This is a genomic window from Sphingobacteriaceae bacterium, assembly GCA_016715905.1.
Lineage (GTDB): Bacteria > Bacteroidota > Bacteroidia > B-17B0 > Aurantibacillaceae > Aurantibacillus.
Genome location: JADJXI010000003.1, coordinates 314,820 through 340,185, shown reverse-complemented (window position 1 = coordinate 340,185; position 25,366 = coordinate 314,820). Strand labels below are relative to the sequence as shown.

Genomic DNA, 25,366 nt, shown 5'->3' with positions numbered 1-25,366 from the left:
AAAGAATAAAATCGCAAAGGGTCACATTGGTCAAAACTGGTCACATGTGACCGAGTTTTTTGCTAAAGTGTTGAGGTGTATTGAGCTTTGAAAAAGCGAAATTCCCGATGCGCAAGCGATCGGGATTGTTCAACTAAGAAATTTTACTGCGTTTTCACTTGTAAAATTTGAGTTTCACGAAAAAAAAACGCAAGACAGCGAAGCTGAATTGCGTTTAAATATTATTGCCAAGAGGGGCGAAGCCCTGAATTGGCGGAGGTCATGAGGTCATTTTTAAATTAATTTGTTATAATTAGAATCTTGCCATTAATAATTCAAAGTTAGTCCTGCTCCAAAACCCATATCGCTATCATAATGTGTTCTAATGCCTATATTCTTGTTTATAATGTAGCGCAAATCTACCATATATTCTTTGTCTGTGTTAATCATAAAGCCAGCACGTAAGCGTTTTGAAATTGGTATATCTTCACGCATTAATTGTAATCGCACATCTCCATTGTGAAAAACTTCAGCTTGAAAAACTACCAACAATGGTAAGGTATAGTTAAAACCTACACTTGCGAGATTACGAATGTCTTTTGTGTTGCTTTGCCCAAATAAATTAGTTTCTTGTTCGTCTATTCCAAATTTTCTATAGCGCCAATCAAAACCTACAAAAGGCATAAACCATTGCATTTTCCCAATGTATCGACCAATATGTGTTTCAGTTTCATAACCCATCATATCGTTATAACCCAATCGCCATTCGGAACCAATACTCCACCGTGTATTTTGCAACATGGCCATACCATCATTTCCGTTAGAAGCAAAATCATTTTCTGCCATAAAATGAAATCTGCGGTCGTCAGCTTTAAGTCGTCTATAAGCCAATTTTGGGTTGGGTATTTCAGGGTTGGGCGCTTGATTTTTATAACTAAAAACTCTTCCCATGCCACTCATCATGTGGTAAAGAATGTGACAATGGAAAAACCAATCTCCTTCAGTATTAGCATTAAATTCTAATGTGTCGGTTTCCATTGGCATAATATCAACAACATTTTTTAATGGAGCATATACACCTTGCCCATTTAGTAATCTAAAATCGTGACCGTGCAGGTGCATTGGGTGACGCATCATTGAACCGTTGTATAAAATAAGACGTACGTTTTCTCCTTTTTTGATAAGTATTTTATCGGTTTCAGAAATTACTTTATTATCTAAACTCCATACATAGCGATTCATGTTTCCTGTTAATTCAAAACGCAATTCTTTGACCGCAGTGTCTGGCGGAAGTGTTGTTGGATTTGGAGCTATTAGCATTGCATAATTTAATGTAACTATGTTTGAAAGTTTATTGCTCCTATAATCATCTTCGGTCATTTTCATGTCTTTCATTCCTCTTTCTTTCTTTTTTAACTCGCCTGTAATTTCAGGATACATAACTACGTTCATATCCATTTGATTAAGACTCATGCTCATTCCCATATCGTCTAAATCGCCATTCATTTTCATCATGCCATTCATCATTTTCATTCCTTCAAAGTATTTTAACTTTGGTAGTGGACTTGCTAATTGTTTAACTCCACTACCTAAATAAAGGGAAGTGGATTTAATACGATCTTCGGAAGTTGCCAAAAATTCATAAGCTGTATTTTCAGTCGGAATAGTTACAATAATGTCATAGGTTTCAGAAACGCCAATTATCAATCTATCTACTTCTACCGGCTCAACATCGTTGCCATCGTTTGCAATAACGGTTATTTTGCCACCTGCATAAGTAAGCCAAAAGTATGTAGATGCGCCACCGTTTGAAATACGTAAACGAACTTTGTCGCCTGCTTTGAATTGTGAAAGTTGGCTTTCATTTTTTCCGTTAATAAGAAATTTATCATAATATACGTCACTTACATCCATTGCCAACATTCGTTTCCATTCATTGGTAAGTTTGGTTTTGAAATGCCCCGCTTTTATTGCTTCAGCATAACTTTGTGTTGTTCCTTTTTTTATTGCAAACCAATCGGAAGCATTATGTAACATCCGATGTACGTTTTCGGGTTTTAAGTTGGTCCATTCACTTAAAACGATAGGAACGCTTGGAATATCATCTATGCCTTTTCTGAAAGTTGGGTCATCTGGTTTCTTGTACATAATAAAATTACCATACATGCCGATTTGCTCTTGTAAGCCAAAATGTGAATGATACCAATGGGTACCGCTTTGAATTATTGGAAAACGATAAATATGTGTGGTATGTGGTTTTATTGGCATTTGTGTAAGATTGGGAACTCCATCTTCTTTGTTGGGTAAAAATAATCCATGCCAATGTAAAGCTGTTTCTTCGTTTAATTCGTTGTGCACATATATTTCCGCAGTATCACCCTCAGTGAAGGTAAGAGTGGGCATAGGGATTTGACCATTTACTGCTATGGCTCGTTTCTCTTTTCCTGCAAATTTTACAATTGTGTCTTTTACATAGAGGTCGTAGTGTACTACTTTTTGGGCACGAATTAAATTGGTTGTGAATAGAACAATTACTACCAGCAATGTTATTTTATTTAGCGTTTTTTGAATATTCATTTTTTTTGAATTTCTTTTTATATTTTTATTTTTTTCAGTCGAAGTGAATTAATAATAACAGATACCGAACTAAAGCTCATGGCTGCTGCTGCTATCATTGGAGAAAGTAGTAGTCCAAAAAATGGAAAGAGAACACCTGCAGCAATAGGTATTCCTAAAATATTATATCCAAATGCAAACAATAAATTTTGCTTAATATTTCGCATTACTTTATGACTTAATGCTTTCGCCTTTACAATACCTTGTAAATCGCCTTTAAGCAATGTTATTTTTGCACTTTCAATAGCTACGTCTGTTCCCGTTCCCATAGCTATACCAATGTCGGCTTGTGCTAATGCTGGTGCATCATTAATTCCATCTCCTGCCATAGCAACAATTTTGCCCTGAGCTTGAAGTTTTTTTATTTCTTCTAATTTATCTTGAGGCAAACATTCAGCTTTGAAATGGGTAAGGTTTAATTCACTTGCCACAGCTTTTGCAGTATTTTGATTATCGCCTGTGAGCATGATTACTTCTACACCTTCATTCATTAGTTTTTGAATAGCGTCTTTGCTGCTTATTTTGATGGCATCAGAGATTACAAGAAAACCTTCGAGTTTACCGTCAATTGCAAAATAGGAAACAGTTTTACCTTTTTTCTGTTCAGCAACTATTTGCATTTTTTGGTTTTCAGAAATCGTAATGTTGTTATTAAACAAAAGTTTATCATTTCCAATAATGATATTTTTGTTATCGACTATTCCAATAACGCCTTTTCCTAAAACAGCTTCAAATTTAGAAATTGGTTTTAAGGACATAGCCTCGCTTTTTGCTTTATTCACGATTGCGGCTGCCAAAGGATGTTCGCTTTGCGAATTGATAGAGGCGGCTAAAAGCAATAGTTCTTTTTCAGTATATTCTTGAAAAGAATAAATTTTTTCGAGAGATGGTTTTCCTTCGGTAATAGTACCTGTTTTATCAGTTATTAATACGTTTATTTTATTCATTTTTTCTAAGGCCTCTGCATTTTTTATAAGCACTCCATTTTGAGCGCCTTTACCAACACCAACCATAACGCTCATGGGTGTAGCCAATCCTAAAGCACAAGGACAAGCAATTATTAATACAGCTAAAGCATTTACGAATGCATAAACATAAGAAGGTTCGGGACCAAAGAATTTCCAAACTAAAAAGGTAATTACGGAAATAATAATAACAGTTGGCACAAAATATTTGGAAATAGTATCAGCCAATTTTTGAATGGGTGCTTTGCTACGGCTGGCATCATTCACCATTTTTATTATTTGAGCAAGCAGTGTTTCATCACCTACTTTTTCTGCTTTCATTACAAAAGATTTATTTCCGTTTATAGTACCTGAGTTTACTTTATCATTTACATTCTTTTCTACCGGAATAGGTTCCCCTGTTATCATACTTTCGTCAATATTACTATTTCCCTCTGTAATACTTCCATCAACAGGAATTTTATCACCAGGCTTAACTCGTAATAAGTCGCCTACTTTTATATCGTGAATAGAAATTGTTTTTTCGATTCCATTTTCTACTAATATAGCTTGCGTAGGGGCTAGCTTTAAAAGTTCCTTTATTGCGCCACTGGTTTGACTGTGGGCTCTTGCTTCTAATAATTGTCCTAGCAATACTAAGGTGAGAATTACAGTTACTGCTTCAAAATAAAGGTAAACACTGCCATCATGATTTTTAAATTGGTCAGGGAAAATTGAAGGGAAAACCAGAGCAACAATACTAAAAATAAATGCTGCACCTGCTCCAACACCTATTAAACTAAACATATTTAAATTCCATGTTTTGAAAGATACCCATGCTCTTTGAAAAAACATCCAACAAGCATAAAAAACGACCGGCAACGATAAAAAGAATTGCAGCCAGTTTTTAAAATCAACACTTAGATACTTTGTAAATGGATTGTGAGGTATCATTTCGCCCATTACTAAAATCAAAATTGGTAAAGTAAATACAACAGCAATTTTAAATTTTTTCAAAAGCGTCAGATAAGTTTTATTTTCTTCATCAACTGGTGCCATGGGGACTAAATCCATTCCACATTTGGGACAATTACCCGGTTTATCTTCTACAATTTCGGGGTGCATCGGACATGTATATTTTATGCTTTGAGAATTTTTTGCTTGTTGTACCAGATCCATTCCGCATTTCGGACAGTCTCCCTTTTTATCGTACATTTTATCACCTTCACAATGCATTGGACAATAATATTTTCCATCTTGATTTAACTTTGAAGGACGCTTAGTTTTTAATCTTTCTTCCATTTTTTCATTGACCATTCCAATATCATACCTACCACCATCTTCTAATAAAGCAGTTTTGAATATTTCTATTGAAATGTGCTTTTCCATTTCAATAGAGGCCGTTTTTTCTTCAAGGTTTACTTCAACTTTAATCACGCCTTGCACTTTGCTTAGAATTTTCTGAACATGATTACGACAACCAGAGCAAGTCATTCCTGTGATTTGATATGTGTGTTTCATTTTTAATGGATTAAATTGTTAATGATAAAGCAAACTTCTGACTTAATTTCGTTTTATTATTTACACTATTTATGGTTTGATTTGCAATATTTATAAATCGTCAATTTGCTTACGTTTTTTATGTTTTAATTTTTTAAAGTAAGAAGGAGTATATCCTGTAGTTTTCTTAAATTGGTTACTTAAATGAGCGATACTGCTATAATTAAGCCGGTATGATATTTCGCTCAACGTAAGTTCATCATATACCAGCAATTCTTTTACTTTCTCTATTTTTTGATTGATAAAATATTTTTCGATGGTTATACCTTCTACTTCGGAAAAAAGGTTGCTAATTGTATTATAATCTTGTGTGATATGCTGAGTAAGGTAGTCGGAAAGATTGATTTTGATATTGTTGTTTTTGTTATGTACTAGATCTACAATCAATGTTTTTATCTTTTCAATTATTCTACTTCGCTTATCATCGATTAATTCAAAGCCCAATAAGATAAAATTTTGTGCCAGTTCATTTTTTAATTTATCAATATTAGATTCGGTGATTTCAATTTCGCCAAGCTCAACAGAAATAGGATGAAGTCCAAGTTTTTCTAACTCGGACTTCACCACCATCTTGCAGCGGCTACATACCATATTTTTGATGTATAGCTTCATTATTTAATTGTTTCAACTGTTTTACCGCAACTCAACATTTGTGATCCGTAATAAGGATTCTTCACTGTGTTTTCTTTGCTCAACCAATTAGCACCTTTACCATCATTTGCCATTGGACAAAATTGATAATAAATTGGTTGTTCATATTTTGAAACTTTTATTAGTTCGTATATATTTTTTGATAAAGTCATAAAATGGTCTCTTTGATGTGAGGCATCTTTGGTATCGGCAATATGTTCTGAATCTTCCTGTAAATTGGTTAATACTTTCATCCAAACAATATGTACATCTGTTGAGAGTTTTTCCATTTTTACAGCTTTAATTGCGATTAAAAGGGCTTTTGATTTTTCAGCAGCCATTTCTCCGTTGGTTTGAACTAAAGCATCTTTAACTAAAAAATAATTGTCAAAAACAGCTGTTAATTGATTAACCAGTTGCGGTTCGCCTACCACTGTATTAGAGGATTGGTTGGTGCTATCCGTTTTCGTTTTTGCTTCTTCAGTTTTTACTACCGCTTTTTTTGCTCTTTCATAGTGACAACAGCCCGGTAATTTTTCATAGGCATTGTCCGGTGCTAAAAAGCTGTCGCTATCATAACCTACTAATGCAATTCTCTTTAAAATTTCGGCTTGATTTGTTTTTTTTGAATCATAGGTAATTATGGCCAGTTTATTGTCTTTATTCCAATCTACACTGGCGACTTTTTTGAGGTTACCTGCTTTTTCGATCGTTTTTTTGCACATACCGCAATTGCCGTATATTTTTACGGTTTCGGTTTTGGCATTCTTAATTTGTGCATTGCACCCGTTGAATGACAGCAATAACATGATTGCCATCAATATTTTTGATATTGATTTCATTTTTAAAAAAATTAAATTGTAAATAATTATTTTGAAAGTAAAGTATTTACTTCCGATTGGACAGTCTTATGGCTGTCTTGGCTAAAAATTTAGCTTATATTAGGTGGTGTCCAAATAGAATAAAAACCAGATGAAATATCGGCTTCTAAATATGAAGGCATCTGTTTTTCGGAAGAGAAATTAAAATTATTATTTTTATCATCTTGAAAAAAGGGTAATACTAAACTAAAGTTGGAGATGGAACAATTACACGATTTATCCCCACATTTTCCACTACAATCTCCTTTATCGTTTGAATTTTGTTTTTCTTTTTTACAGCAATCTTTGTCGGCTGACTTTTCTGAATATTCTTTTTTACAACAAGATTTTTTGGCGTTCGATCCGCATGCAAAAGTTTGGTTAGGCATTAAGGTTAAGCCCAACATAATAATCAACAGTATGTAAATCTTTTTTGTCATTATATTTCTAAACGCAAATATACGAATTTTAGTTTGTTGTTGTTAATATTAAGATAGTGATACTCGTCACGTTTTCAATTAATTATTCACATACTCTTTCAGAAATTTTAACAAGATTTCACTTCTTGCTTAATTTTTATCCAAATTTAATAGGGCAAATTATAAAGAGTGAAAAGCCTACAAATTGATTTTATTATCATTTTTTGGTCGCTTCTCCGGTTTATTTGGCGACAATATAGTCCTAACAGTACTTTCAGAAATTGGTTGACCATCTTTATCAACGAAATTATCTACAATGAAGGTAGTAATTTCGGTTGCATTGGCATCGAGGTATGGAAGTCCGTTTGCTTTTTTCTCATGGAGCATTTGATAAAATGCATCAACCAAAATATTTAAGTGTCCGCGAATAGGAATTTTCTTTTTTGTGTTTTTTCCGTTCAATAGTGCAGCTCGTTCCGGTGCACGTTTTTTTAGTTGTTCCAACTGCTCAATTTTTTCAATCTCGATTACAATTTTCTCGTCAAAAGGAGTATCTGTAGGGTCAACTAGTTTTGGTTTGTTCTGCTGATAATCTGCCTTTGCTTCATAAAGAAAACACAGTTGATCTTCAACTGTTGCATATTGTTTTAATTTTGATTTTACCTTGTCAAAATCAAACCTTGCAGCTTTATTGAATTTGTTGTTTTCAATATCCTGGCGAATGAGTTCAATTACCATCAGAGCTTTTTCTATTTTAATATTTTGCTCTTTTGTAATGAATAATTCTCTGTTGAGATCGATGAGTTTTTCAAATTTGTTTAACCAAACAAAAGGATCTGCCAGCTGCTCACATTGGTATTGAATGAATGGTTTGATTTTAGATTTATTCAATGAAAATAATTTGCGAAGTAAACATTGGCAATATTGCTGCAAAGAAAATTTTCCGGTAAGAATAAAATCAGAAGGCTGGTCAGGTAAAAGAGAAATTACATCGAACTCATGCGGTTCGCATCTCGCTATATCCAATATAATGTGCTCCGCAAATGGAGCAACCTGCACCGGGCCTTTGAGCATAGGGTAAAATGATTCAAGTTGACTAAATATTTGTCAACTACTGACTATAAATTAGTCAAAATCGACACTCAAAAATATCAATTTGCTTTGAATATTATCTCATTGTTAAAAATTATAGCAAAGTCTTGCTACAAATCATAGCAAAGAAAAATGATTAATCATTTATTAATGAGGTTATTATTAAAAATATGTGGAAAAACCGAATTGAAATCCGGCAGTTCTTGCGGATGGGTTACCCAACAAATCACGTTCCCAATGATAGCGGTAGTTTGCGCGGATAACCGTTTGTGGTGAGGGTCGGAAACTTATTCCAGGAACGATTGCGAAAATATGGTCATAAATATTTCCTCCCGTTTCAGCGAAGTTTCCGAGGTTATAATCGGTATATTCAGCTCTTAAAGCCATGTTAATTGTACTGTTTTCCCAACCAAATACATTTCGTTTCAAAATCGGTTGGACAATATCTATAAATCCTCCTTGTTGCTTATTACCATATTGCTGAGTGTATGTTTCCGGAACATTAATAAAAGCCCATACCCATTCAGCATTGACATAGGTTTTAATTTTTGGGATGGTTGTGTTAAAGTCAATTGCAAATAAATCAACTCTTCTTCTTGAGTCAAGTTCTAATCCATCTTCTTGAAACTTATTGTAAACTCCACCCATCCACGAAAATCCAATTTCTCCGATTTTACGATGACGGAAAGCCGTTTTTGCGGTAACAAGTGGAACACCATTAAATGATTCCTCAAATCTCTCCGCATTCATTTTACTTGCAGGAAGCCATGTTTTGTTTTGAGTATTGGAAATGATTTTATCATCAAACCCATTGGTTAAATAGAATTCATAAGCCCAAACAAGATTATTTCTTGCGTATTTTCCAAAAAGTCCGAACCCCACATTACTCCATGTTGAAGGAATTATAGTTGTTGCAGAAATTGGTCTGCTTATAAATTCCCATTTAGGACCATCGTGATTTTGGTTGAAGGAACCAATGGGGTTCATGATTACTCCTCCTCTTAAATTTAATAAAGGATGTAATTGAATATCCATTGAAGCAAATTCAATATTGATTTCTCTACCTCCTTCTTCTAATTCAATTTCGGAAAGAAATTTGATTCTGTTCTTAATGCTTGAGGCAATAAATAGTGTTAACCTTGGAAGTTGAAATGAAAGTCCTTCTGTAACTCCATCCGTTTGAAAATAACTACTATTTGCTTCAACATATCCTCCCAATGAAATAGGAACTTTTCCAACTTGAAGAAACGGTCTATTGTAAACAGCATCCATATTCATGTTTAACTTGCTACTATCCGTTGGTATTCTTTTTATCAAATTTGTATCTGTCTGCGCAGATGCAGAGAAAGTGATAGTTGTGAGAAGGAATAATTGTATTATTTTTTTCATGTGTATATAATTTATTTTTTAATGGTCACATGGAATTCCGCAAAAATTTTATTCATGCCCAGTTGAGATAAGGTTAAATTTTATGCTTCATTTCATGCTAGATGGATGTAAATATTATTGATGTCTGAGGAAACTATATAAGATGTAAGTATTTTATCGGCTGGGCCTTGAATGATTTCTCCTTTATTACTGAATTCACTCCCATGTGCAGGGCAAGTCAACAAATCACCGTTTACATTCAACTCGCTTCCTTGATGCGAACATTCCAAAAGCAAAGCTGAAAACTCGGAATCTGAAAATCGATAAACCACAATGGGAAAATTCAATTCGGAAGTCTTTACAAGAATATGCCTGCGTGTTTTCGATTTATCTTTTTTTACTTCGATAAATTCAGTTCTCGCAACTGTGAGTAAATTATTCGTGCTTGTTGTATTGATTAGTTTGGTTGAAACACATGATTCAAGTATGGAGGTAATACCAACCATACCTAAACAGGCGAAGCCGCATGTTTTGATAAATTCTTTTCTGTCCATTACAAACTTTCTAAAAACTTAATTAATTTTTGTTTGTCGGATACACTTAAAGCTTGATACAAATTATTGCTAATCGCTGCTTCTCCACCATGCAGTAAAATAGCTTGCTCGATACTTGTGGCTCTTCCATCATGCATCAAAAAATATTGCCTGCCTTGCGAATTTTTGGCAAGCCCCAAACCCCAAAGCGGAGGTGTTCTCCATTCATATGTTTTTGCTGTTCCTTCTGTGTAACCATCATCTAATCCGCTTCCCATATCGTGAAGGAGTAAATCGGAATATGGATAAAATGTTTTATAAGAAAGTGCAGAAATATCGCTTGCTCCAGTCGTCCATTCGGGGGTATGGCAACTTGCACATTTTATAGTTGAGAAAATTTGTTTACCAGTAATTACATCCGCATCATGTTGATTTCTTTGAACAGGTGCTTTAAGCGTGCGCAAATAGAAAACAATATTAAGTACCGTGTTACTTGAAACTTCCGGATCAGGAACATCATCTGGATAAGGAAATGTAAGACCATTCATTCCCGGTTCATATGGTGCGTATATTGTGGTAATACCCATATCCTGATTGTATGCATTTACGGTTTGGTGCAATAGGTCTATAGCTGCCGCCTTTTTTCCAAAACGACCAATGTATTTTCCCGCAAATGATTGATGAAATGATTGCGGAATAAAATAGGAAGGTGGATTAATGTAATTGGGCACACCAGAAATTCCATCCCCATCGGAATCGAAAGGATCAGCGTTGGCTAGAATTTGAGCATCAGTTAATGCAGCAAGGAATCCTAGACCAGTATTTGATGGAGGGGTGAATTTTGCCGAAGCTGCTCCGGAAGGAATGATTTCAGGGTTATAACCTGGTATTGCTCTATTCTGTAATTGCGGTGCTCCGTATTGCATAAAAAAATTACCAATGGTATCTGATTGACCAAATCTCGTAAGCGTTGTGGATGGATGTCCTTTACCATCACCTGCATGACAGCTCATACATGATGAAGCAACGAAATATGGACCAAGACCGTTTTCCTTTGTGAACACCTCACTAAATGCTACATCTCCCGCTAAGAATTGTTGGTTTTCCTGAGTGCTTAATCCCGCAATTGGACCATCAAGAACATCTTCATCAGCGGGTAAAGGTGGTAGCATCTTTTGGCATGCAACAAGGCATATTACTAGTGTAATTGCTACTGAAATAACTAATTGTGTCTTTTTCATAGTATTAAATTAGGAATTGCAAAGCTGAAGAATATTTATAATGTTTAAATTATTATTTTTGGTATACCTAAAATATTTTTTATGCATAATGAAACTATTGAGAATTACTTAAAAACCATTTACCATCTATCCAATGGGAATACGTGTGTTGTTACAAATAAACAGCTTGCTTTTACTTTGAAGGTGAATCCGGCTACTGTAACAGAAGCTGTGAGGAAGCTTGACGCATTAAATCTTGTTAAATATGAGAAATCATATGGTACTCAGCTATCAACGCAAGGAACAAAAAAAGCTTTGGCAATAGTGAGAAGGCATAGGATTTGGGAAACGTTTTTAGCCAAAGAGCTTGGTTTTGGCTGGGACGAGGTGCATGAAATTGCTGAGGAACTAGAACACGTTTCGAGCGAAAAACTAATTCAAAAGCTATTTCAAAAATTAGGAAATCCCTTATTTGATCCACACGGTGACCCAATACCTGATGAGAATGGTAAATTTCATAAAATTGAATTTATCAAGCTATCCGAAGCCAAAGTGGGAAGAAATTATATTCTTAGTGGAGTTGCCGATCATTCGAGTGCATTTCTGAAATTTCTTGATTATAATAAACTCAAGATTGGCGACCAAATTAAGATACTCGGAAGAGAAATATTTGATGGGTCAATGCTGATTAATTGCAATAAGAATGAGATCAGGTTGAGTTTACAAATGGTTTTGAATCTACTTGTAAAAAAATAACATTATACAAATCTTACACGTTGAATTCTTATTGCATTCAATATTGCCAACAATGCAACACCAACATCTGCAAAAACTGCTTCCCACATTGTTGCTAATCCACCGGCTCCCAATGAAAGTACAATTGCTTTTACAAGAAATGCCATAGCGATATTTTGCCAAACTATTTTTTTTGTTGCCTTCCCAATAGCAATTGCCGTGGCAATTTTTGAAGGGTGATCTGTTTGAATAATTACATCGGCTGTTTCAATTGCAGCATCACTTCCCAATCCTCCCATTGCTATTCCAACATCACTTAAAGCGAGAACAGGAGCGTCATTGATTCCATCACCAACAAAAGCAATAACTAAAGATTTATCTTTTCTAAGTTCTTCTACTTTTGCAACTTTATCCTGCGGTAATAAATCTCCGTATGATATTTCAATTTTTAATTCTTTTGCCACTTGATCAACTACTGCCTGTTTATCGCCCGACAACATTATTGCTTGAATTGACATCGATTTTAAATCCTGAATTGCCTTTACAGCATCCTCTTTTATTTCATCCGAAATGGTGATATAACCTATATATTGATTTCCTAAGGCGACCACAACTATAGTATCAATAATCAAATCTACTTCAGAAGGATATTTAATATTAAATCTTTGAAGCAGTTTTGTGTTACCGGCAAGTATAGTTTCACTGTTAAATATTCCCTTTAACCCATGTCCCGAAATTTCTTCAACTGAAGTAATGGAAATGTTTTTGTATTTACCATCCGCCTCCGCTACGATTGCTTTTGCAATTGGATGCGTTGAGTTAGCCTCTATTGCTGCAACGAGTGAAATAAAATCGTCTTCTTCTAATGTCTCTGATTTTACTTTTTGAACCTTGAAAATTCCTTTTGTGAGTGTTCCGGTTTTATCCATCACAACGGTATTCACCTTGGTCATTAAATCCAAATAATTTGAGCCTTTAAAGAGTATTCCATTACGGGATGCTGCTCCTATACCACCAAAATATCCAAGTGGTATGGAGATAACCAATGCACACGGACAAGAAATCACAAGAAAAATTAGCGAACGATACAACCATTCTGAAAACACATACTCTTTCATAAAAAAGTATGGTATCATCGTTAGCATGGTTGCAAGTACAACAACTATTGGCGTATAGATTCTTGCAAACTTGCGTATGAATAATTCTGTTTGTGCTTTTCGTGTGGTTGCATTTTGAACTAAGTCTAGAATTCTACTAATTGAACTATCAGAAAAAAGTTTGGTCACTTTTATTTCAATTACTTGTCCAATATTAATCATACCTGCTAAGACAGTTTCATTTTTATATTTAGTATCAGGCTTACTTTCACCAGTAAGCGCAGCTGTATTAAAACTTCCTTTTTCACTAATTAAAAAACCATCCAATGGAATTTTTTCACCTGACCTTACTTGAATCGTTTCTCCTATCTGAACTGTTTCTGGATTTATTATTTCAGTTTTTCCATTACGAATTACAGTTGCAGAGTCAGGTCGGATATCTAACAAAGCTTTAATGCTTCCTTTTGCGCGTTTTACGGCAGCCGATTGAAATAATTCTCCAACAGCATAAAACAACATTACGGCAACACCTTCAGGATATTCTCCAATAGCAAATGCACCAATGGTGGCAATACTCATTAAAAAGAATTCTGAAAATATATCTCTCTTAAGCATCGCCTTTCCTGCATCCATTATGACAGGGATTCCAACAGGTAGATAAGAAATTACATACCAAACAATTCTTAGATAACCCGTAAACCATTTTTGTTCAATAAAATTATCTATGATAATGGCCGCTAACAGCAGAACAAAACTAACTATTGAAGGTAAATATTCTTTAATACCATCCGTAAGAATACTCGATGATAATTCTTTTCGTTTTAGTTTCTGTTCTGCTTCGAGGTTTACTTTATCTTCTAACGAACAGCAGGTAATTTTACCCTGTTCATCATAGGTATGCTTATGTTTGATATCTGTATTCATCATAATCTATTCAATTTTGGCGGGCAAGAATTCCCGGCTATGAAAACCATACAACTGCATGGAAAAGAAACCGGGATTCTGCCCAAATTAATTTTAATGTGCATGTCCTCCTTCTTCTTCGCTGTTCTTCATTTTTGCGAGTAAACTAAATGCTCCTTTTACAACGATTTTTGAATTCAAATTAAATGCTTCGGGTAAAATTATCTCAACAAAACCTAATTCCGTTTCTCCTGAAGATACTTCAATCATTTTGAAATGGTGCTTTTCTTCTTCTTCTTTATGATGTTTACCTTCGTCTTCATGTTCATCAATTGTTTCAATAAATATGAATTTCTTGCCCTCAAAATCTACTATTGCTTCTTCGGGAACTGCTGTAACATGTGAGCTATCCGTTTCAACAATTGCTTTTAAATACATCCCAGGTATAAGTTCCTTATCCTGATTTTCAATTTCACAATGAATTTGAACGCTTCTATCGGAATTGATTTCTCTACCAATCAAATGCACTTTTGCAAAACGATGATTAACTTCATTAGCTAGTGTAAATAAAACACGTTGACCAATTTTTAGCAGTGGTACATCTTTTTCAAATACTGTAAGTTCAACATGTAACTCTTCCGTATTTACTATTTCTAGTAATACATCAGTAGGATTTACAAATGCCCCTATGTTGGTATTTACTTTAGTAACATAGCCAGCAATAGGAGAATATAAATTGATTGTACTTTGAATATTTCCTTTTGAAAGAGTTTCTAAATTAATGTTCAACATTCGCAGTTTGGATTTTATACCTTCAAGAGTTCCTTTCATGGAATAGTAATTAGCCTTGGCTTGTTCCAATGATTTTTTTGCATTCACATTTTCTTTTGCAAGTTCTTCCTGTCTTTCATATTCCGATTTCAGAAATTCAAGTTGACTTATGTTTTCTAAATAGTCTTGCTGAAGCTGTAAGTAATCCTGATGTTGCATCACTGCTACTATTTGACCTTTTTCAACACGTGATCCCTGAAGCAAATCTGTTGATTTTACAAATCCACCCATTGGTGCAGAAATGCTCACCTTACTTTGTGGTGGAACATCTAACATTCCGCTTGCCGGAATGGTGCCGCTAATGGTACGCATTTCGATATTTCCTAACTCTATACCCACAGTTTTATATTGAGCATTGGTTAATTCTACCACATCTGGTTTTTCATCATGATGTTCTTCATTGGCGGTTTCTTCGGAATTACCACCACAGGAACTTAATAGCAACCCCATTGCTAAAAAGTAACCAAGAATATATTTTGTTGAATTACTCATGATGTATTTATATTTTTTGAATTGATTCTTTATTGATTTCATAATTTCTATTTTTTAATTAACGTGCTGTTAAATATTCAATATAAACAACTGTTTGATTGTAATTACTCACTGCATTTAAGTAGGTTTCGCGAATTAAAATTACTTGTTGCAGATTCAGCAAATGTTCTGTGTAACTAATCTCTCCTTTAGAATAGGAACTTTGAGATTGGGTTTCTATCAAATTAGCATTGGGCGAAGCAACCTGTTGGTAATAATCAAGGTTGTTTTTAGCAGCGATGTAATGCTGAATGGCCTGATCATAATAACTCTGAAACATGATTTGTTCGTTTTCATAGTTTAGCTGGTTGATTTGAACCTGTGTTTGAGCAGCTTTATTTTTATTTACCTGGGGAGAAAACCAAAGCGGAATAACTAATCCAACTTGTACACCTTGAAAACGATTTCCTGCTCCTGCAAATTGGGTATTGGCATCATTCAAAGCTCCACCATATAATGTTTGATTAAAATAACCAATTTTAAATTCGGGTAAACCTGATTTAGAAATAACTGATTTCTCTTTTTCTGCAATTTCAATTTGTTGTTTGATGTAAGCAAGCTGTGGATTAGCAGCAACGGCAGTACTATCATTTGCTAAAATAAACGGCCTCATTAATGATTCTTTGGATTCAATTGATACCTGATAGGAAACACCCATAAGTGCTTGTAGTTTCAGATTCAGAGATTGTATTTCTGAATCTGTCATTTTAAGTTTGTTTTGAATTTCACTCAAGCGCGCATCGGCAGAAGTTTTTTCTAATAATGTTCCATCGCCAGTTTTGTATCTCAAGTCAGCAGCTTTTACAAATTGAGTGTACATCGTATCTTGTTTCAATAGCAAATCTTTGTGGCTAATCCAAAACAACAACTGATAATAAACTGTTCTTATTTGATAAGTGAGTTCATTTTTAGTAGATGCGATTTTTAGTTCAGCTCCGGTAATTTGTGCGTTTGCCAATGAATTTTTAGCACCGAATACAGTTGGAAAAGGAATGGTTTGCGAAATCGTAATATTATTGTCCTTTCGGTAAAAACTGTTGTATTGACCATAAGTTAAACTTACATCCGTTTTAGGCAACTCACTACTAGTTTTCTTTTGGTATTGATAATACTCTGTTTGAAGTGATGTTGCTTGCAAATTTTTATTATTTCCGTATGCAATATTCAAAGCTGAATCAAGTGAAACAGTTTTTGTTTGGGCAAAGGATGATCCCCCGCACAATAAGAGTAGTAGAATTAGATTAATTGTTGGGTTCATTTTTTTAGGTTTTCGAATACGTTTAAATCCTCCCTCTGCTAATAGGTAGATGCAAGGAAGGACAAGTAGTGTTAATAAAGTTGCTGTAATCAAACCTCCAATAACAACAGTAGCTAATGGTTTTTGAACTTCTGCTCCGCTTCCCTGCGACAATGCCATAGGTAAAAAACCGAGTGAGGCTACGGCAGCCGTCATGATTACAGGACGTAATCGTGTTTTTGTTCCACGCAAAATTCTTTCTTTCACATCTATCAATCCTTCTTGTTTCAAGCGATTGAATTCTGCAATCAATACAATACCATTCAACACTGCTACTCCAAATAAAGCAATGAAGCCAACACCTGCTGAAATACTGAATGGCATACCTCTCAACCATAAGGCAAATACGCCACCAATTGCTGAAAGCGGAATGGCAGTATAAATAAGTAATCCTTGTTTTACAGAAGCAAATGTGAAATAGAGTAAAACAAAAATCAAAAGCAGTGCAACAGGCACTGCAATGCTTAGCCTTGCCCGGGCCTCTTGTAAATTTTGAAAAGTTCCGCCATAAGTAGGATAATATCCCGACTCAAATTTGATGTTCTTATCAACTTTTGCCTTTAGTTCTTTAACGACACTTTCTACATCGCGACCTCTAACATTAAATCCTATAATGATTCTACGTTTTGCATCATCTCGTTGAATTTGTGTAGGTGCTTTATCGTCAAAATCTACAGTGGCAACTTGTTCCAACGGAATTTGTTTTCCGTTTGGGGTTGTGACAAATAGATTTCGAACATCTTCAATTCCTGTTCGTTCCTCGCCTTCTAAGCGTACGACCAAATCAAATCGTTTTTCACCTTCATATACCATACCAGAACTTTGTCCGGCAAAAGCAGTATTGACAGTCATGTTGATGTCTTCAATATTCATTCCGAATTTGGCAATTTCATCGCGTTTGTATTTGATTAGAATTTGTCTTGCTCCAGCAATTTTCTCCACGTACAAATCTTTTGCGCCATCAATGGAAGTAACTAATGAAGCTACCTGATTAGAATAATATGTGAGCATATTTAAATCCTCACCATAAATTTTCACCACAACATCTTGTCTTGCTCCCGTCATCAATTCGTTAAAACGCATTTGTATCGGCTGCTGAAAACCGAATGTTACTCCTGGTACATCTTCCAGTTCCTTTGTCATTAACTCTACTAATTCCTCCTTATCACTTGTTTTTGTCCACTCCGATTTATCTTTCAAAATAATCATTAAGTCGCAGGCTTCAATGGGCATGGGATCCGTTGGGATTTCACCTGAACCAATTTTACCAACTACCATTTTCACTTCATCTGGGAAACGTTCTAATATAATTTTTGATGCTTTACTTGATGCGTCAATGGTTTCTTCCAAACTACTGCCGGACATCACTCTTGTTTCAACTGCAAAATCTCCTTCATCCAAGGATGGTAAAAACTCGGCTCCCAATTGTTTGAATACAATAAAGCTTGAAGCAAAAAGAATCAACGACCCTACAATTATTGCAATTGGTCTTTTCATTGCAGCAATAATAAAAGGGCTATAGATGCGGTGAAAGAAATCCATCATTCTATCGGATAAATTTCGTTTGTGTTCCGTATTCTTGCTTAATAGCAAGGCGCTCATCATAGGTACATAAGTAAGTGATAAAATAAATGCTCCAAGAATGGCAAAAGAGACTGTTTGCGCCATTGGCTTAAACATTTTCCCTTCTATGCCTACCAAGGCGAGAATTGGTAAATACACAATTAGAATAATGATTTCGCCAAAGGCTGCTGAACTTCTGATTTTACTTGCAGAAGTAAAAACTTCATCATCCATTTCGTTTTGAGTAAGTCTGCGACCAATAGTTTTTAACTGTAGATGATGTAAGGTAGCTTCAACAATAATTACTGCACCATCCACTATTAAACCAAAATCAATTGCCCCCAAACTCATCAAGTTTCCCGAAACACCAAACACATTCATTAGTGAAATAGCGAACAACATGGCTAATGGAATTACTGAAGCAACAATTAATCCTGCGCGGAAATTTCCAAGGAAAACAACAAGAATAAAAATTACTATTAGTGCTCCTTCCATTAAATTTTTGGAGACAGTACTGATAGCATTATCTACTAATTTCGAGCGATCAAGAAATGGTTCAATAACCACACCTTCAGGTAAAGTTTTTTCAATTTGTGCAATGCGTTCCTTTACATTGGCAATTACTTCGGATGAATTAGCTCCTTTCAGCATCATCACTATTGCGCCTACGGCTTCGCCTTTATCATTATAGGTTAATGCCCCATAACGTATTGCATGACCATATCGAACCTCTGCAACATTACGAATCAATACAGGAATACCATTGTCAAGATTTTTTACGACAATGTTTTCGATGTCTTCTTTACTTCCGATTAAACCTTCGCTTCGGATATACCATGCATAAGGTTTTTTATCAATGTAAGCACCTCCGGTGTTCTGATTATTTTTTTTCAAAGCAGTAAACACATCACTAATGGTAACGTTCATACTTTTGAGTTTATCAGGATTCAAAGCAATTTCATATTGCTTTAAATAACCACCAAAGCTGCTTACATCCGCTACACCTTCTACACCTAATAATTGTCTGCGTACAATCCAATCTTGTATGGTTCGCAAGGCCATTGCATCGTATTTTTTTTCGTAGCCCGGTTTAGTATGAAGTGTGTATTGATATATTTCTCCAAGTCCAGTAGTGACAGGAGCCAGTTCAGGAATACCAACTCCCGGAGGGATTTGGTTCATGGCCTCATTGAGTCTTTCTGAAACAAGTTGACGCGCTTTATATACATCAACTTCATCCTTGAACACAACAGTTACTACGCTCAAACCAAAACGCGAAAATGAACGCACTTCAACAATACCAGGAATGGTGGCAACCGATTGTTCTACAGGAAACGTTACTAAGCGTTCAATATCCTGTGCAGATTGCGATGGGGCAACCGTAATAATTTGTACCTGATTATTTGTGATGTCAGGTACGGCATCAATAGGGAGTTGTTTTAATGAATAGCTTCCCCAGGCTATTAAGGCAAGCGTAAACATGCCTATGATTAGCTTATTCCTAATGGAAAAGCGGATGATAGCATCCAACATAATTCTAAAGTTTAAGTTAATGAAAACGAAAATTCGGGACATTAAAATGTCCTAACAGAAACGTGAAATTCGCTTCTAAATCATTAACCTATTTTGGGAGGCTGCCAAATACAGCTATGGTAGAATGAGTGAAAATTAATTTCACCAGTGAAATTAACATCTTTAGTTGTACATGGATAATTAATATCAATACAATTATCGGGAATTAGGCAGGTAATTACTGCACTCACATGAGAACAACAATCATTACAATGCTTGAACGGTAGGTTTTCATCGCAATGACCTTTTGGTTCATCTTCGTGATCATCTTCAACATAATGTTCCCAAAGAAAAGTTCCAAAGGCTAAATCAGGATGTTCTTCCGTCTCGTGTTCGATATAATGCTGAATTAAAAAAGGCAACTTCATAATCTCCATTGCAAACGTATTTCCTGAAAGGATTTGCAAACAGAAGAATATAGCTAGTGCTTTTTTCATTTAGACAAAGATAATCATAATACAAGAAACAGCATTATTAATTTACTAATCAACTGATTATTAATTACCATGAGATTAATCATTAAAGACTTCCATAGCCTTATCAAGCTCCTCATTTACAATTTTTGCATAGACCTGAGTTTCGCGAATGGCTGAATGGCCCATGAGTTTAGAAACTTTATCAATGCTAATTCCTTTGCGAAGGGCACGAGTGGCGAAAGTATGCCGTGAAATATGGAAACTCACGTGCTTACCTAATTCAGCTCCTTCGGCAATCGCTTTCAGGTTTTTATTAATGTAGGCGGTGGCTCCTGAAATTTCTTTGTCCATTAAGCGAAGATCATTTTCATTTAATCCATTTTCAAGCATTGGAAAAATATAGTGTTCCGGATTAAGCTTTACCGGCTTGTATTTATTAATTATTGCCATGGCTTTATCGGGCACACGGATGGAAATTTGTGAGCCTGTTTTACGAATGGTGAAATTGATATTGGTTTTATCAAGGTTTTTCCATTTCAATTGTAGTATATCTGAAACCCTTAAACCACCAGTATAAGATGCAAACACAAACATATCCTTATGAAGTTCCATTCTTGTTCCTGGAGTGCATCCAAAATCGGCAAATGCCGTTAATTCATCTTCATTTAAAAAAGTGCGCTGTGTTTTTTCGGTTTTGAGTTTGTATTTGAGAAAGGGATTGTCTTTTATTTCAACCTTATCTAATGAAACGGCATCATTAATCACTTTGCGAATAAACTTCATGTTCATGTGCACAGTGTTGGTTTTGTTAGACCATTCAGAACGGCAATAGGTATCGTACTTATCTAAGAACTCGGGTGTGATTTCCTGAAGATAGAGCGTGTCCGACCCGAATTTTTCTTTGACGAATTTTTTCATCTTATTAATAATTGCGGCTGACTTATCATAAGTGCCAAACATTTTTTGTTTTTCATATCCGGCTAATACTTCCTTGGCAAACTCAAAGAAGTTTGTTGGTGCATCGCCATAGAGCTTCTTTTTAATTTGCTTACCAGTGATGTTTTTTGAGAATGTTTCACTTTCCAGAACATTGTCATTAAGTTCAGCAAGTTTAGAAGCCAGGAAAGAATTCATTCTTCCTGAGTTCTTGTGAGTGCCTTTAACACGTTTGTTCTTTTCATCCCAATATTTGGGGTCTATCATAAGACCTGTTGAGATCTTAGTTAATTTGCGGTGTTTTACGACAAAGAAATTAATGGGGGCTTCGCCCTTTTTATTGATTCGGTCATTTCTTAAAACTACTGTGATTGTTGCCATTTTTCAGAGGAGAAATTAATTAAGACAAATATAAAGAAAATGGGTGTTTGTGGGAAACATTGTGGGAAACATTTTCAACATTTTGATGTTTTTTGATGTTTTCGTTTAATCCGATATTTGCCTTATCTCCCAATGAAAACGGGGCAAATTGGTGAAAATTGAAAAAACGGAATGCGGTCAAAGTAATCCCAGCGGGATCACAAAAAAAGAGCGATAACCCTCGGCATAATTGTCGGGGGTTTTTTTTTCAATAGAATTTATTGTTTCCCGAAAAAAGACTGAGTTTTAAACTAAGCACTGGTGCTGAATATTTGTTTTTGGGGCTGAGCCATCCAATAACGTTTATCAAAAGCCAAACAAATATTTCTGATGAATAATTTCCCTTCATCAGTAATTTCGAGTTTACCATCATGGTATTTGATCAAATTATCCTTTAATGGTTCTTCTAACTTCAGTAACTCTTCGGCGTTAGGATCAATTATAACCTGATATTTACACATTAAATTTAAAATATCCTGTCTGGTTTTTAAATCTTCCCCAGTTAACAAATGCCCTTTGAAAATCGGAAATTTATTTTGATTTAGCAGTGCAATATAGTCTTCTACTACTTTTACATTCTGTGAAAAACAATCCCAACTATCGCTTATAGCTGAACAACCTAAGCCAATTAATAATTTGGTAGCCTTATCGGTATACCCCATAAAATTGCGATGTAGTTTTCCTTCTTCAAAAGCAATAAACAATTCATCGCTGGTTAGTGCAAAATGATCCATTCCAATATCTGTATAACCGGAATTCAGAAACGCTTCCCTCCCGATTTCATACAATTTGCGTTTCACGTGATCCTCAGGCAAATCTTTATCGGAATATTTTCTTTGTCCGGGTTTTAACCAAGGTACATGGGCATAACTGTAAAATGCAATACGATCAGGTTTGAGTTGAATCACTTTGTTTATTGTATTATTTATACTTTCAGGACTTTGCAAGGGTAATCCATAAACCAAATCGAGGTTAATCGAACGAAAACCAATCTCTCTAGCTGAATCGATTACAGATTTTACTTCTTCAAAAGTTTGATAGCGATTAATGATTTCCTGAATTTTTTCATCAAAATCTTGTACCCCAAAACTCACCCGCCTAAATCCTAAATTAAACAACACCCGTAAATGTTCTTTTGTTGTATTGGAAGGATGTCCTTCAAAACTAAAATCATAATCCTCATGAACAGCAACATCCTTTATAATTTCACTAATAAGCGTGTGTAAATTTTCCGGCGAAAAAAAAGTTGGTGTACCTCCGCCTAAATGAATTTCTTTTATTAAAGGCACTTCATTAAAAAGACTTTTATATAGGCGCCACTCTTTTAATAAGGCTTCAATGTATGGCTTCTCTACTTGGTGATTTACTGTAATTCTAGTATTACAAGCGCAATAGGTGCATAAACTTTCGCAATAGGGTAAGTGTATGTATAAACTTATGCCTTTACGGTTATATTGAATAAAAGAATTTTTTATTTGTTCTTTCCAAACTTCTTCATTCACATTATTTTCCCAATAAGGCACAGTAGGGTAACTCGTATACCTGGGTACAGCAATGTTGTATTTTTTTACCAAATCACTCATTTCACCATCAGAATAATCCATTCAATTCTCAAGAATTTTAGTTCGATAATTATAATATAAAATTAAATAATTTTTATATTCTAGAATTAAAATGTAATCCAAACAAAACCAAATTTTACATGATATTTATCATTGTTAATACAAGTATAGTTTAAAGATTAATGGCTTCTCGGGAATCAATACCATAATAAACGAATATGATTTCAATCATTTTTTGTGTTATTTAAACAGCCTATCCTTGTGGAATTGTATTTATTGCTTTGAGTGAAATGAAATGCAATTAATTTAACTAAAAAACTAAAATCAGTTCCAACTCTTGTGCTACGTCAATTAAAAACTTTCAATTTATTTTTAATTAAATATATTAAAATTAGAACTTAAAATAAATAACTGAATAGCCCGTACAAGCTAGAAATTATGCCAACTAAAACTAAACGAATAATTTTTTGGTCGCTTATTTTACTTTTTGGAATAAATTCTATTTTCATTTATTTATCCGGGACCCAACGCCAGATTCTAAATAAATTATCCATTAAGGAAGCTTCAAGGGGCAAATTATTATTTCAAGAATATAATTGTATTGCATGTCATCAGATTTATGGATTAGGAGGATATATGGGTCCTGATTTAACAAACGTAATATCAGAGAAAAGTAAAGGAAAAGATTACGCTCAATTTTTTTTGAAATACGGATCTAATAGAATGCCCAATTTCAATCTAAATGAAACAGAAATTAACGACCTGCTGTCTTACTTAGCAGTTGTTGACCAAACTGGCATTTCACCTGTCAAAAAGTTTAACACTACTTTTTTAGGAACTATAGTAATTGAAAAATAAGTTGAAAAAAGAATTGGGAATAGTTTTTATTTTTTTTGCATTAATGGCTTTAATTGCAGGCATGTTTTTTGGTTCCATTTCATCCTTTCAATTTATATACCCCGAGTTTTTACCTCAAATTCCATTCTATAAAACAAGGCCCTTACATGTTTCTATGGTAGTTTCTTGGATATTTTTAAGTGCAATTGGAGGAATCTATTTTTATTTACCCAAATTTTGTAATCTCCCGTTATTTTCCAACAAATTAGCCAAACTTCATCTGATGTTATTTATAATAACAGGGCTCATTATTATTGCAAGTTATATTTATGGCCAATTTGGAGGTAGAGAATACTGGGAATTTCCACCAATACTCTCCATTCCAATTTTCATTTCCTGGATTATCTTTGGTTATAATTATTTTAAAACTGTAATAAAAAAAATAGGGCAATGGCCTGTATACATGTGGATGTGGGCAACAGGTATATGTTTTTTCTTGATTACTTTTTCAGAAGCTTATTTGTGGTTGTTTCCATTTTTTAGAGATGATCCGATTCGAGACTTAACGGTCCAATGGAAAGCATATGGTGCATTAGTAGGATCGTGGAATATGTTAGTTTACGGAACCGGTATTTTTTTAATGGAAAAAATTAAAGGAGATTCAAGTTTGGGACACAGCAAAATTGCTTTTTTAATGTACTTTTTGGGATTTACTAATTTATTATTTGGTTGGGCACACCACATTTACATTTTGCCTACACAACCCTGGATTCGTCATTTATCTTATTTTATTAGTATGACCGAATTAATAATTCTAGTTAAGATAATTTGGAATTGGAAAAAATCTATATCTGATTCCAAAAAAAACTTTCAACATCTTTCCTACAAGTTTATAGTAGCTTCTGACTTTTGGATTCTTTTTAATTTAATTCTTGCCATTTTAATCTCCATTCCAGCCATTAATGTTTATACTCACGGCACGCATGTTACCGTAGCGCATGCAATGGGCAGTTCAATAGGAATTAACACTATGATCTTATTGTCATCTGTGTTTTTTATCATTAAACATGTGACAAATTATACGCTAACTCCAAAACAGGAGCAACTCACCAAATATGGATTTTGGATACTCAATATTTCGTTGTTTGTCTTTTTAGCCTCCTTAATTTGGTCAGGTATCATTAAAGGGGTTTTAATAATCGAAAATAAACTCATTTTTCAAGAGATAATGCAAACCATAACGCCTCACTTAAAAATTTTTACTTTTTCCGGAATTGGTTTGCTTATTGGTATCATACTTATTTGTTATCATCAACTAATAAAGATTATTAATTACCTATTTTCTAAAGCGCAACATTAGAGCCAGCTTCACATACAGTATGTGTTTTTACTATTAAATTTAATGGTTGGTAGGAGAAAGTGAACATAGAATAAAGTATGATGAC

18 protein-coding genes are annotated in these 25,366 nt (G+C 34.5%); 3 read left to right on the top strand and 15 right to left on the bottom strand.

Annotation, left to right across the window (positions count from 1 at the left end):
* Window positions 1-306: 306 nt before the first annotated feature.
* From IPM51_01835 to IPM51_01795, 9 genes are all read right to left on the bottom strand, one after another.
* Window positions 307-2,556, bottom strand: coding sequence for a multicopper oxidase domain-containing protein (locus IPM51_01835; protein ID MBK9283041.1), 2,250 nt, complete (start codon window positions 2,554-2,556; stop codon window positions 307-309).
* 17 nt (window positions 2,557-2,573) lie between these two features.
* Window positions 2,574-5,060, bottom strand: a complete 2,487-nt coding sequence (locus tag IPM51_01830) for a heavy metal translocating P-type ATPase (GenBank protein MBK9283040.1) — start codon at window positions 5,058-5,060, stop codon at window positions 2,574-2,576.
* 90 nt (window positions 5,061-5,150) lie between these two features.
* A complete protein-coding gene (locus IPM51_01825; protein MBK9283039.1) occupies window positions 5,151-5,711 on the bottom strand; it encodes a helix-turn-helix transcriptional regulator in 561 nt (186 codons plus the stop codon).
* A complete protein-coding gene (locus IPM51_01820; protein ID MBK9283038.1) occupies window positions 5,711-6,571 on the bottom strand; it encodes a DUF3347 domain-containing protein in 861 nt (286 codons plus the stop codon). The genes IPM51_01825 and IPM51_01820 overlap by 1 nt, the downstream gene beginning before the upstream one ends.
* A gap of 89 nt (window positions 6,572-6,660) precedes the next feature.
* On the bottom strand, window positions 6,661-7,029 hold the full coding sequence (locus tag IPM51_01815; protein ID MBK9283037.1) for a hypothetical protein: 369 nt from the start codon (window positions 7,027-7,029) through the stop codon (window positions 6,661-6,663).
* A gap of 177 nt (window positions 7,030-7,206) precedes the next feature.
* A complete protein-coding gene (locus IPM51_01810; protein MBK9283036.1) occupies window positions 7,207-8,082 on the bottom strand; it encodes a hypothetical protein in 876 nt (291 codons plus the stop codon).
* A gap of 180 nt (window positions 8,083-8,262) precedes the next feature.
* The gene (locus tag IPM51_01805; GenBank protein MBK9283035.1) at window positions 8,263-9,489 is read right to left on the bottom strand and encodes a hypothetical protein; all 1,227 of its coding nucleotides are present in this window, start codon (window positions 9,487-9,489) and stop codon (window positions 8,263-8,265) included.
* A gap of 92 nt (window positions 9,490-9,581) precedes the next feature.
* Window positions 9,582-10,022, bottom strand: coding sequence for a Rieske (2Fe-2S) protein (locus IPM51_01800; GenBank protein ID MBK9283034.1), 441 nt, complete (start codon window positions 10,020-10,022; stop codon window positions 9,582-9,584).
* Window positions 10,022-11,242, bottom strand: coding sequence for a thiol oxidoreductase (locus IPM51_01795; protein ID MBK9283033.1), 1,221 nt, complete (start codon window positions 11,240-11,242; stop codon window positions 10,022-10,024). Before IPM51_01795 ends, IPM51_01800 begins: the two co-directional genes overlap by 1 nt.
* Before the next feature lie 81 nt (window positions 11,243-11,323).
* On the opposite strand from IPM51_01795, the gene IPM51_01790 reads away from it, so the two are divergent.
* Entirely contained in the window at window positions 11,324-11,977 is a 654-nt protein-coding gene (locus IPM51_01790) for a metal-dependent transcriptional regulator (GenBank protein MBK9283032.1), read from the top strand.
* Window positions 11,978-11,979: 2 nt separating this feature from the next.
* Here IPM51_01790 and cadA read toward each other — a convergent pair whose 3' ends face one another.
* From cadA to hemN, 6 genes are all read right to left on the bottom strand, one after another.
* Window positions 11,980-13,980: a cadmium-translocating P-type ATPase gene (gene cadA / locus IPM51_01785; GenBank protein MBK9283031.1), complete on the bottom strand. Its 2,001-nt coding sequence runs from the start codon at window positions 13,978-13,980 to the stop codon at window positions 11,980-11,982.
* A 90-nt stretch (window positions 13,981-14,070) separates the two neighbouring features.
* Window positions 14,071-15,279 (bottom strand): efflux RND transporter periplasmic adaptor subunit, encoded by a 1,209-nt coding sequence (locus IPM51_01780; protein ID MBK9283030.1) that lies wholly within the window; start codon window positions 15,277-15,279, stop codon window positions 14,071-14,073.
* Window positions 15,280-15,337: 58 nt separating this feature from the next.
* A complete protein-coding gene (locus tag IPM51_01775; GenBank protein MBK9283029.1) occupies window positions 15,338-19,711 on the bottom strand; it encodes a CusA/CzcA family heavy metal efflux RND transporter in 4,374 nt (1,457 codons plus the stop codon).
* A gap of 83 nt (window positions 19,712-19,794) precedes the next feature.
* Window positions 19,795-20,127, bottom strand: a complete 333-nt coding sequence (locus IPM51_01770; protein MBK9283028.1) for a hypothetical protein — start codon at window positions 20,125-20,127, stop codon at window positions 19,795-19,797.
* Window positions 20,128-20,262: 135 nt separating this feature from the next.
* Window positions 20,263-21,483 (bottom strand): site-specific integrase, encoded by a 1,221-nt coding sequence (locus IPM51_01765; GenBank protein ID MBK9283027.1) that lies wholly within the window; start codon window positions 21,481-21,483, stop codon window positions 20,263-20,265.
* Between the two features lie 290 nt (window positions 21,484-21,773).
* Complete coding sequence (gene hemN, locus IPM51_01760) at window positions 21,774-23,105, bottom strand: oxygen-independent coproporphyrinogen III oxidase (GenBank protein ID MBK9283026.1); 1,332 nt, start codon at window positions 23,103-23,105, stop codon at window positions 21,774-21,776.
* A 417-nt stretch (window positions 23,106-23,522) separates the two neighbouring features.
* On the opposite strand from hemN, the gene IPM51_01755 reads away from it, so the two are divergent.
* Together IPM51_01755 and IPM51_01750 are read left to right on the top strand one after the other, a co-directional pair.
* Window positions 23,523-23,942, top strand: a complete 420-nt coding sequence (locus IPM51_01755) for a cytochrome c (protein MBK9283025.1) — start codon at window positions 23,523-23,525, stop codon at window positions 23,940-23,942.
* A gap of 1 nt (window position 23,943) precedes the next feature.
* Window positions 23,944-25,281: a cbb3-type cytochrome c oxidase subunit I gene (locus tag IPM51_01750; GenBank protein ID MBK9283024.1), complete on the top strand. Its 1,338-nt coding sequence runs from the start codon at window positions 23,944-23,946 to the stop codon at window positions 25,279-25,281.
* Window positions 25,282-25,366: the final 85 nt, after the last annotated feature.

Bases quoted from the DNA above. Each gene is read 5' to 3' on its own strand.
- IPM51_01835 (MBK9283041.1), bottom strand. From the start codon at position 2,556: ATGAATATTCAAAAAACGCTAAATAAAATAACATTGCTGGTAGTAATT.
- IPM51_01830 (MBK9283040.1), bottom strand. From the start codon at position 5,060: ATGAAACACACATATCAAATCACAGGAATGACTTGCTCTGGTTGTCGT.
- IPM51_01825 (MBK9283039.1), bottom strand. From the start codon at position 5,711: ATGAAGCTATACATCAAAAATATGGTATGTAGCCGCTGCAAGATGGTG.
- IPM51_01820 (MBK9283038.1), bottom strand. From the start codon at position 6,571: ATGAAATCAATATCAAAAATATTGATGGCAATCATGTTATTGCTGTCA.
- IPM51_01815 (MBK9283037.1), bottom strand. From the start codon at position 7,029: ATGACAAAAAAGATTTACATACTGTTGATTATTATGTTGGGCTTAACC.
- IPM51_01810 (MBK9283036.1), bottom strand. From the start codon at position 8,082: ATGCTCAAAGGCCCGGTGCAGGTTGCTCCATTTGCGGAGCACATTATA.
- IPM51_01805 (MBK9283035.1), bottom strand. From the start codon at position 9,489: ATGAAAAAAATAATACAATTATTCCTTCTCACAACTATCACTTTCTCT.
- IPM51_01800 (MBK9283034.1), bottom strand. From the start codon at position 10,022: ATGGACAGAAAAGAATTTATCAAAACATGCGGCTTCGCCTGTTTAGGT.
- IPM51_01795 (MBK9283033.1), bottom strand. From the start codon at position 11,242: ATGAAAAAGACACAATTAGTTATTTCAGTAGCAATTACACTAGTAATA.
- IPM51_01790 (MBK9283032.1), top strand. From the start codon at position 11,324: ATGCATAATGAAACTATTGAGAATTACTTAAAAACCATTTACCATCTA.
- cadA (MBK9283031.1), bottom strand. From the start codon at position 13,980: ATGATGAATACAGATATCAAACATAAGCATACCTATGATGAACAGGGT.
- IPM51_01780 (MBK9283030.1), bottom strand. From the start codon at position 15,279: ATGAGTAATTCAACAAAATATATTCTTGGTTACTTTTTAGCAATGGGG.
- IPM51_01775 (MBK9283029.1), bottom strand. From the start codon at position 19,711: ATGTTGGATGCTATCATCCGCTTTTCCATTAGGAATAAGCTAATCATA.
- IPM51_01770 (MBK9283028.1), bottom strand. From the start codon at position 20,127: ATGGAGATTATGAAGTTGCCTTTTTTAATTCAGCATTATATCGAACAC.
- IPM51_01765 (MBK9283027.1), bottom strand. From the start codon at position 21,483: ATGGCAACAATCACAGTAGTTTTAAGAAATGACCGAATCAATAAAAAG.
- hemN (MBK9283026.1), bottom strand. From the start codon at position 23,105: ATGAGTGATTTGGTAAAAAAATACAACATTGCTGTACCCAGGTATACG.
- IPM51_01755 (MBK9283025.1), top strand. From the start codon at position 23,523: ATGCCAACTAAAACTAAACGAATAATTTTTTGGTCGCTTATTTTACTT.